We start from the raw sequence: 8929 nt of genomic DNA, 5'->3' as shown, positions 1-8929 counted from the left end.
ACCGGAATCACCGCGCCACGCCCGTCTCCGCGGATAACGCGGGGCCACGCCCGTTTCTCAAGGTAGCGCCGGGCCATGCCCGGCGTCCGTGCGGCTCAGAAGCCGTGGGTGATGCTGGTCTGGGTGGGCGAGGAGAAGTCGGCGTACGGGTCGTGCTCGCCGCTGCCACCCTCGGACAAGCGGAACTTCAGGGCCAGGCCGTCGCGCGAGTCGGCCGCACGCAGCGCTTCCTCCTGCTCGATCACCCCGGCCTTGGCCAGGCGGAACAGGCACTGGTCGAAACTCTCCATGCCTTCCTCCAGCGAGGATTCCATCGCCGCCTTGATCTCATGCACTTGGCCGCGGCGCAGCAGGTCGCGGATCATCGGCGTGTTGATCAGCACCTCGGTGGCCGGCAGGCGACGGCCCTCCTTGTTCTTCACCAGGCGCTGGCTGATCACCGCACGCAGGTTCAGCGCCAGGTTCATCAGCACGTTCTTGTGCGCGCTTTCCGGGAAGAAGTTGAGGATGCGCTCGATGGTCTGGTCGGCGTTGTTGGAGTGCAGGGTGGCCAGGCACAGGTGGCCGGTTTCGGCGAAGGCGATGGCCGCCTCCATTGTCTCGGCATCCAGGATCTCGCCGATCAGGATCACGTCCGGCGCTTCACGCATCGCGTTCTTCAGCGCGTTGTGGAAGGCATGGGTGTCCAGGCCGACCTCACGCTGGTTGACGATCGACATCTTGTGCTTGTGCAGGTACTCGATCGGGTCCTCGATGGTGAGGATGTGCCCGGTGGTCGTACTGTTGCGGTGGTCGATCATCGACGCCAGCGAAGTGGACTTGCCCGAGCCGGTGGACCCCACCACCAGCACCAGCCCACGCGGGGTCATGATGACGTCCTTCAGCACCTGCGGCAGGTTGAGCTCTTCGATGCTCGGAATCCGGCTGCGGATGGCGCGGATGACCATGCCGACCTCGCCCCGCTGCTTGAACACATTGACACGGAAGCGCCCGGCATCGGCCAGGGCGATGGCCATGTTGAGTTCCAGCTCGCGCTCGAACTGGGGCACCTGGCCCTCGTCCATCAGCGAATAGGCGATTTTCTTGACCATGCCCGGCGGCAGCCCGGTGTTGCCGAGCGGGTACAGCTTGCCCTCGATCTTGATGTAGACCGGCGCACCGGTGGTCAAGAACATGTCCGAAGCGTTCTTTTCGGTCATCAGCTTCAGGAAGTAGCCGATATCCATTGCGAATTTTCCCCAACGAAACTGCCGGCGCCCGTTGCAAGCACGGTGTCGGCTTGACGACAATGGCCGTGAACCGACAACCGGTACGGCCTCCCCAATGAAACGACTTAGCTTCGCACGAATGCGCCACAGCCTGTATGTGATGGCGTTTGCATTCGCACTCTCTGCTCCCGTCTGGGCGCAGGATGGCGCACAGGAACTGGCCCAGGCCCGGCAGGCGGTGGACAAGGCCACCCAGGCCGACGCCGACCAGTACGCCCCGGACCTGATCGGTCTGGCCCGCCAGGGCCTGGAGCAGGCACAGCGCGCCGCCGGCGACCGCCGCGAGCGCAAGAACGCCCCGGCACTGGCCCTGCGCGCCGCTGCCGACGCCGATCTGGCCCGTGCCCGCAGCGAGGAAGCCACCGCCACGGCCCAGCTGCAGCTGCGCCGCAACGAGGTCAACCAGCTGCAGCGCCAGCTGTCGACCGGGGAGGACCGTCGATGAAGTCGATCTCCGCCCTGGCCCTGGCCACCGCGCTGTCCCTCCCGGCCCTGGCTGTCGCCGCCGACAACCCGATGGTCGGACAGCTGAGCCAGCGCCTGATGAACATCCAGGCCAATCCCGACACTGCTGAGCTGGCCGCCTTCGAGCGCATGCAGGCCCAGCAGGCCATCGCCACCCTGGACAAGGCCAAGCGCCGCGACCAGGAACTGGCCACCTACCTGGCCGAGCGCCGGGTCGAGATTGCCGAAACCAGCGTGCGCGCCGCCCTGGCCGCCCGCGAGGTCGACCGCCTGGACCGCACCCGCAGCGACCTGCTGATCGAAGCCAGCCGCCGCGACGCCGCCCGTGCCCGCCAGGAAGCCGAACAGCTGCGCATGCAGGCGCAGATGCAGGCCGAGGAGGCCGAGCGCCTGCGCCAGGCCGCCGAAGCCGAGACCCTGGCCCGCCAGGACGCCGAGAACGCCCTGACCAGCGTGGCCGGCAAGCAGCAGCAGCGCCTCAGCTCGGCCCAGCAGAACGCCGCCAAGCTGGCCCGCGAGGAAGCCGAGCTGGTGTCCGGGCAGAAGCTGCCGGGCTCGAAGTTCGACGCCCGCGGCGAGGTCTTCACCCTCGGTGGTGATGCCTTCGGGGCCGGTGCGGCCAGCCTGTCCGGCGGTGCGAAGAACCAGGCCAAGGCCTTGGCCGAGTATCTGAACATCGGCAAGAAGGGCCGGGTCCGCATCGAGGCCTATGACAGCGCCAATGGCGTCGGCCAGAAGCGTGCCGAAGCCCTGCGTGATGCGCTAGTCTCAGCCGGTGTCGCCAGCAGCCGGATCCAGGTTAGTGGCAAGAAGGCAGCGTCCACCAAGGCCCGCTCGGTCGAGGTCATCATCGCCCCGTAATTGCTTGAATTCGTTTGTTTTTCGTTGCATTGAGCATTCAGCCTGAACCCCGCCCCGGCGGGGTTCGGTCTTTTTGTCGCGGGGGTCTTGTACCCGGCCCGGAGCAGGCGTAGGGTCAATCGTCCGGGACGCAATGCCGCGGACCGGACGATGGGAGGGCCGGGCCGATGAAAGCAGGGCGCGAACCGCAGCAGACCAACGTGCGCAGGCCAGTGCCGCAGGTCGTTGTGGGCACCCATGTGGCAATCGACCGGCGCTCCTCCATGAACAACGCCCCGTGCCTTGCGGCCGGGGCGTTCGTGTATCTGTCGAAGGAGGTCCATCATGTTTGAAGATCAGCCCCAGAGCGAGATCGACGCCCGTCGCGCGCGTGATCCGGAGTTCCGGGCACTCCATGACCAGCACCGCAAGTTGAACAAGAAGTGCATGGACGCGGAGTTGGGTGTACTCCCGATCGATGATGTCACCCTGGGTCGCATGAAGCGCGAGAAGCTGCTGGCCAAGCAACGCCTTATGCGTATGTACGAAACACCGCTCGCAACGACGTCCCCCACGCACTGACGCTCACGTCGCGCCGGGAACGGCGTGACGCGGCCAACGATGGCCCCGCGGTTGCCGGCAACGGCGGCCGCGCCAGGGCACCACCGGCGGTGGTGCCCTGGCGCGCAGGCAACGGCCTGCACGCGTACATACCTTCAGTCCACCGATGCGGGCGGTACTGGTCTCCTCGTCGATCCGGGGCCGTCCGCATCTCCTTGGGCTGCCAGCCAAGCGCTCATTGCCTTGGTGGGTGCCGTCCGCGCCCTGGTGGGTGCCGACCGTTGGTCGGCACGCTCCACTCCTGACTTTCGCAGCCATCCGGCGGATAATCATCTGTCCGGCCCAGCGTGGCGCGAAGCGAAGTTTCCGAATGCCCATCCATTCCTCCGTCCTCGAACTCATCGGCCAGACCCCCATCGTCAAGGCCCAGCGCCTGGAAACCGGTGTCTGCGAGCTCTACCTGAAGCTCGAGAACGCCAACCCGGGCGGGTCGATCAAGGACCGCATCGGTCTGTCGATGATCGAAGCAGCGGAACAGCGCGGCGACCTCAAGCCCGGCGCGACCCTGGTCGAAGGCACTGCCGGCAATACCGGCCTGGGCCTGGCACTGGTGGCGCAGCAGAAGGGCTACAAGCTGATTCTGGTCGTGCCCGACAAGATGAGCCGCGAAAAGATCTTCAACCTGAAGGCGATGGGCGCCGAAGTGCGCCTGACCCGTTCGGACGTGGCCAAGGGCCACCCGGAGTACTACCAGGACCTGGCCAAGACCATCGCCGACCAGACCCCGGGCGCGTACTTCATCAACCAGTTCGGCAATCCGGACAACCCGGCCGCGCACGAATTCGGCACCGGCCCGGAAATCCTCGAGCAGATGGGCGGTGACCTCGACGCCATCGTGTTCGGCTGCGGCAGCTCGGGCACCATGACCGGCCTGTCGCGCGCCTTCGCCACGCTGTCGCCGAAGACCGAGCTGGTGCTGGCCGATCCGGTCGGGTCGATCCTGGCCGAGTACATCAACGACGGCAACCTGAACGACAAGTCGGGCAGCTGGCTGGTGGAAGGCATCGGCGAGGACTTCCTGCCGTCGATCTCCGACTTCAGCCGCGTCAAGAAGGCGTATGCCATCACCGATGCCGAGAGCTTCCACACCGCCCGCGAGCTGCTGGGCAAGGAAGGCATCCTCGGTGGTTCGTCCACCGGCACCCTGCTGGCAGCAGCGCTGAAGTACTGCAAGGAACAGACCACGCCAAAGAAGGTGCTGGTGCTGGTGTGTGACACCGGCAACAAGTACCTGTCGAAGATGTACAACGACTACTGGATGCTGGACAACGGCTTCCTGGAGCGCCCGCAGCACGGCGACCTGCGCGACCTGATCCTGCGCCCGTATGGCCAGCGCGACACTGTCGTGATCGGCCCGAACGACCTGCTGACCACCGCCTACCAGCGGATGAAGCTGTACGACGTGTCGCAGCTGCCGGTGATGGACGGCGACCAGCTGGTCGGCATCGTCGATGAAAGCGACGTGCTCCTGCATGTCTATGGTGACGAGGCCCGCTTCCGCGATCCGGTCGCCACGGCCATGGTCAGCAAGCTGGACCGCCTGGACGTGAAGTCACCGATCGAGGCCCTGCTGCCGGTGTTCGACCGCGGCCAGGTGGCCATCGTGATGGACGGCGCCACCTTCCTCGGCCTGATCACCCGCATCGATCTGCTGAACTATCTGCGCCGTCGCGTCCAATAACGCGACGATCCGCGAATATCGCGCATTCACGTTAGTCTATTTGCGTCAAAAGCCGTTAAGGCGGCGCTGATAGACTCCCGATCCTTTGACGGCACCGTCACCGGCGCTACGCAGGAAAACGACATGTCCAACCCCTCTTCGCCATTGGCCCTGGCCACGCTGGCCATCCATGGCGGCCAGTCGCCCGACCCGAGTACCGGCGCGGTGATGCCGCCGATCTACGCCACCTCGACCTATGCCCAGTCCAGCCCGGGCGAGCACCAGGGCTTCGAGTACTCGCGGACGCACAATCCGACCCGCTTCGCCTATGAGCGCTGCGTGGCCTCGCTCGAAGGCGGCACCCGTGGCTTCGCCTTCGCCTCGGGCATGGCGGCGACCTCCACCGTGATCGAGCTGCTGGATGCCGGCAGCCACGTGGTGGCGATGGACGACATCTACGGCGGCAGCTTCCGCCTGTTCGAGCGTGTGCGCCGCCGCACCGCCGGCCTGGATTTCGGCTTCGTCGACCTGACCGACCTGGCAGCCTTCGAAGCGGCGATCACGCCGAACACGAAGATGGTCTGGATCGAGACCCCGACCAACCCGATGCTGAAGATCGTGGACATCGCCGCGGTGGCCGCCATCGCCAAGCGCCATGGCCTGATCGTGGTGGTCGACAACACCTTCGCCTCGCCGATGCTGCAGCGTCCGCTGGAGCTGGGCGCGGACCTGGTGCTGCACTCGGCCACCAAGTACCTCAATGGTCACTCGGACATGGTCGGCGGCATGGTCGTGGCCGGCGACAACGCCGAACTGGCCGAGCAGATGGCCTTCCTGCAGAACTCGGTGGGTGGCGTGCAGGGCCCGTTCGACAGCTTCCTCGCCCTGCGTGGCCTGAAGACCCTGCCGCTGCGCATGAAGGCACACTGCGCCAACGCCCTGGCCCTGGCCCAGTGGCTGGACAAGCACCCGGCGGTGGAGAAGGTCATCTACCCGGGCCTGCCCTCGCACCCGCAGCATGAGCTGGCCGGCAAGCAGATGGCCGGCTACGGCGGCATCGTCTCGATCGTGCTCAAGGGCGGTTTCGAAGCGGCAAAGCGCTTCTGCGAGAAGACCGAACTGTTCACCCTGGCCGAGTCGCTGGGCGGCGTGGAAAGCCTGGTCAACCACCCGGCGGTGATGACCCATGCCTCGATTCCGGTGGAACGCCGCGAGCAGCTGGGGATCAGCGATGCGCTGGTGCGCCTGAGCGTGGGCGTGGAGGACCTGGGGGATCTGCAGGTGGATCTGGAAAAGGCGCTGGCGGGCGCTGCTGAATGAGCGGCATCCACGCCGAGTTCGGCAGTTCGCCGGGTGCGCTTGTCCGCAGCCTGGTCTCCAATCGCATGCTGATCTGGCAGCTGACCCAGCGTGAGGTCATCAGCCGGTATCGAGGTTCGGTCTTCGGGCTGGCGTGGTCCTTCTTCAATCCGCTGTTGATGCTGGCGGTCTACACCTTCGTTTTCTCGGTGGTGTTCAAGGCACGCTGGGGCCTGGAAACCAGCAGCCATGGTGATTTCGCCGTCATCCTGTTCGTCGGCATCATCGTCCACGGCGTGTTCGCCGAGTGCATCAACCGTGCACCGGGGCTGATACTCAACAGTGCCAGCTACGTGAAGCGCGTCGTGTTCCCGCTGGAGACCCTGCCGTGGGTCGCGATGGGCGCCACCCTGTTCCATTCGATGGTTTCGGTGCTGGTACTGCTGATCGCCCAGCTGCTCCTGCGCGGTTCGATCCCGCTGACCGCACTGTGGTTGCCGGTGGTGATCTTCCCGCTGGTGGTCGGCACCATGGGCGTGTCCTGGCTGCTGGCGGCACTGGGTGTCTACCTGCGTGACATCGGCCAGGTCACCGGCATCGTCACCACGGTGATGCTGTTCATGGCACCCGTGCTGTATCCGGTGCAGGCCCTGCCGGAGAAGCTGCGGCCGTACATCTATCTCAACCCGCTCACGTTCATCATCGAACAGGCGCGTGAGGTCCTGCTGTGGGGCCATGCCCCGGACTTCATCGGGCTGGGCAAATACGCAGTGGGGGCCGCGCTTGTCGCGTGGTTCGGTTTCGCGACGTTCCAGAAAATGCGCCGGGGGTTTGCCGATGTCCTCTGATCCCTCCAGCGATGTCGCCATCCGGGTCAGCGGCGTCACCAAGTGCTTCCAGATCTATGACCAGCCGCACCAGCGGCTGAAGCAGGCCGTGCTGCCGCGCCTGCGCCGTGCCGCAGGCCTGGCGCCGCGCCGCTACTACGACGAGTTCTGGGCGCTGAAGGGCGTCGACTTCGAAGTGAGGCGCGGAGACACGGTCGGCATCATCGGCCGCAACGGGTCGGGCAAGTCGACGCTGCTGCAGATCATCTGCGGCACCCTGCAGGCCACCTCCGGAACGGTCGAGGTCAAGGGGCGCGTGGCGGCCCTGCTGGAACTCGGCGCGGGGTTCAACCCCGAATTCAGCGGGCGCGAGAACGTCTACCTGAGCGCCTCGATCCTCGGGCTGACTCGCGAGCAGATCGACGCCCGGTTCGACGACATCATCGCCTTCGCCGACATCGGCAACTTCGTCGACCGGCCGGTGAAAACCTACTCCAGCGGCATGTACGTGCGACTGGCGTTCGCGGTCATCGCGCACGTCGATGCGGACATCCTGGTCATCGACGAAGCGCTGGCCGTGGGCGATGCGATCTTCGTGCAGAAGTGCATGCGCTTCCTGCGCAAGTTCCGCGAAACCGGCACGCTGCTGTTCGTCAGCCATGACACCTCCTCGGTGCTCAACTTCTGCCAGAGCGCGGTGTGGCTCAACCGTGGCGACATGGTCATGCACGGTACCGCCGAGGACACCTGCAACGCCTACATCGAGTACTGCTCGCAGGAGGTATACGGCGACACGGTGAAGCTGACCTCGCGCCAAGCCTCGCGTGAGGCGGCGCCGGCCAAGCCGCGGTCCAAGGCCCAGGTGGAGCATGAGACGCGCCTGGAAATGTTCGACAACGTAGCCAATTCGGCTGGCTGGCAGTCCGGTGTCGCCAGCATCGATTCGGTGCTGCTCAGCGATCCGCAGGGCGAAAGCCTCACCTCGTTCGCCGGTGGCGAGGATGTGCTGCTGCGTGTGCGCGCCACTGCACACCAGGCGCTGTCCAGTCCGTTGATCGGTTTCTTCGTGAAGGACCGGCTTGGCCAGTCACTGTTCGGCGAGCACACCTTCACCTACATCCAGCCGCCGATGCAGGTCGAGGCCGGCACGACGCTTGAGGCCAGTTTCCGCTTCACGTTGCCGATGCTGCCCAACGGCGATTACTCGATGACCGTTTCCATTGCCGACGGCGATCCGTTCGCCAACACCCAGCATGCGTGGCTGCATGACGCGGTGCTGATCAAGGTCGCCTCGCCCAAGCTGCGTTATGGCCTGGTGGGCATCCCCTTCGATGAGGTCACCATGAAGCGGGTAGGGGGAGCGGAATGAACCATGGCTTCATTCCGCCGCTGACCACCGACGACCCGCGTGTCAGCATCGGCCGCTTCACCTACGGCGGTGCCACGTTCAAGCTGTGGAGCGCCGGCGAGCGCATCGAAGTGGGCGCGTTCTGTTCCTTCGCCGAAGACGTACTGATCTTCGGTGGCGGCGAGCATCGCATGGATTGGGTCACCACCCATCCGTTGCGCATTGCGTTCAATTCGCCGGGTGCGGGCCAGGACGGGCATCCGCACAGCAAGGGCGTGACCCGCATCGGCAGCGATGTGTGGATCGGCCATGGCGCGCTGGTTCTCTCCGGAGTGACCGTGGGTCACGGCGCCTGCATCGGCGCCGGTGCCGTGGTCAGCAAGGACGTCCCGCCCTACGCCATCGTCGCGGGCAACCCTGGCCGCGTCGTGCGCATGCGTTTCAGCGAAGCGCAGATCGAGCAGCTGCTGCACATCGCCTGGTGGAACTGGCCGGTGGAGCGCATCAAGCAGTTTGAGTCGCTGCTGTGCAGCCCCAGCATCGATGCATTCATTACGGCCGCGCTGGCCGACCCGGACGCTGCGGCGTCGTTCACGTGATA

The 8929-nt window shown here is 65.7% G+C and carries 9 protein-coding genes; 8 read left to right on the top strand and 1 reads right to left on the bottom strand.

Going from position 1 to position 8929, the window contains the following annotated elements; translation table 11 throughout:
- Positions 1-95 precede the first annotated feature (95 nt).
- Complete coding sequence (locus tag AC1VXD_RS13055) at positions 96-1226, bottom strand: PilT/PilU family type 4a pilus ATPase (protein ID WP_108767636.1); 1131 nt, start codon at positions 1224-1226, stop codon at positions 96-98.
- A 121-nt stretch (positions 1227-1347) separates the two neighbouring features.
- Between AC1VXD_RS13055 and AC1VXD_RS13050 the strand changes: the two genes are divergently transcribed.
- From AC1VXD_RS13050 to AC1VXD_RS13015, 8 genes are all read left to right on the top strand, one after another.
- The gene (locus AC1VXD_RS13050) at positions 1348-1713 is read left to right on the top strand and encodes a DUF4398 domain-containing protein (RefSeq protein ID WP_079220525.1); all 366 of its coding nucleotides are present in this window, start codon (positions 1348-1350) and stop codon (positions 1711-1713) included.
- A complete protein-coding gene (locus tag AC1VXD_RS13045; RefSeq protein ID WP_482992394.1) occupies positions 1710-2594 on the top strand; it encodes an OmpA family protein in 885 nt (294 codons plus the stop codon). Before AC1VXD_RS13050 ends, AC1VXD_RS13045 begins: the two co-directional genes overlap by 4 nt.
- Before the next feature lie 324 nt (positions 2595-2918).
- The gene (locus AC1VXD_RS13040) at positions 2919-3155 is read left to right on the top strand and encodes an HP1242/YdcH family protein (protein ID WP_004141535.1); all 237 of its coding nucleotides are present in this window, start codon (positions 2919-2921) and stop codon (positions 3153-3155) included.
- A 349-nt stretch (positions 3156-3504) separates the two neighbouring features.
- Complete coding sequence (locus tag AC1VXD_RS13035; protein WP_482992393.1) at positions 3505-4875, top strand: pyridoxal-phosphate dependent enzyme; 1371 nt, start codon at positions 3505-3507, stop codon at positions 4873-4875.
- Between the two features lie 123 nt (positions 4876-4998).
- On the top strand, positions 4999-6174 hold the full coding sequence (locus AC1VXD_RS13030; RefSeq protein WP_482992392.1) for a cystathionine gamma-synthase: 1176 nt from the start codon (positions 4999-5001) through the stop codon (positions 6172-6174).
- A complete protein-coding gene (locus tag AC1VXD_RS13025) occupies positions 6171-7001 on the top strand; it encodes an ABC transporter permease (protein ID WP_482992391.1) in 831 nt (276 codons plus the stop codon). Before AC1VXD_RS13030 ends, AC1VXD_RS13025 begins: the two co-directional genes overlap by 4 nt.
- Positions 6991-8349 carry an ABC transporter ATP-binding protein gene (locus AC1VXD_RS13020; protein ID WP_482992390.1) on the top strand — a complete coding sequence of 453 codons (1359 nt, stop codon included), beginning with the start codon at positions 6991-6993 and terminating at the stop codon, positions 8347-8349. Before AC1VXD_RS13025 ends, AC1VXD_RS13020 begins: the two co-directional genes overlap by 11 nt.
- Positions 8346-8927: a CatB-related O-acetyltransferase gene (locus AC1VXD_RS13015; protein ID WP_482992389.1), complete on the top strand. Its 582-nt coding sequence runs from the start codon at positions 8346-8348 to the stop codon at positions 8925-8927. The genes AC1VXD_RS13020 and AC1VXD_RS13015 overlap by 4 nt, the downstream gene beginning before the upstream one ends.
- The last annotated feature ends 2 nt before the right edge of the window (positions 8928-8929 follow it).

It is taken from the genome of Stenotrophomonas sp. STEN054, from assembly GCF_056854535.1.
Note: the sequence above shows the minus strand (reverse complement) of the source record. Positions and strands in the feature narration are given on the sequence as shown.

Excerpts from the sequence above, each read along its gene's own strand:
- AC1VXD_RS13040 (WP_004141535.1), top strand. The coding sequence starts at position 2,919 with ATGTTTGAAGATCAGCCCCAGAGCGAGATCGACGCCCGTCGCGCGCGT.
- AC1VXD_RS13015 (WP_482992389.1), top strand. The coding sequence starts at position 8,346 with ATGAACCATGGCTTCATTCCGCCGCTGACCACCGACGACCCGCGTGTC.
- AC1VXD_RS13025 (WP_482992391.1), top strand. The coding sequence starts at position 6,171 with ATGAGCGGCATCCACGCCGAGTTCGGCAGTTCGCCGGGTGCGCTTGTC.
- AC1VXD_RS13045 (WP_482992394.1), top strand. The coding sequence starts at position 1,710 with ATGAAGTCGATCTCCGCCCTGGCCCTGGCCACCGCGCTGTCCCTCCCG.
- AC1VXD_RS13055 (WP_108767636.1), bottom strand. The coding sequence starts at position 1,226 with ATGGATATCGGCTACTTCCTGAAGCTGATGACCGAAAAGAACGCTTCG.
- AC1VXD_RS13050 (WP_079220525.1), top strand. The coding sequence starts at position 1,348 with ATGCGCCACAGCCTGTATGTGATGGCGTTTGCATTCGCACTCTCTGCT.
- AC1VXD_RS13035 (WP_482992393.1), top strand. The coding sequence starts at position 3,505 with ATGCCCATCCATTCCTCCGTCCTCGAACTCATCGGCCAGACCCCCATC.
- AC1VXD_RS13030 (WP_482992392.1), top strand. The coding sequence starts at position 4,999 with ATGTCCAACCCCTCTTCGCCATTGGCCCTGGCCACGCTGGCCATCCAT.
- AC1VXD_RS13020 (WP_482992390.1), top strand. The coding sequence starts at position 6,991 with ATGTCCTCTGATCCCTCCAGCGATGTCGCCATCCGGGTCAGCGGCGTC.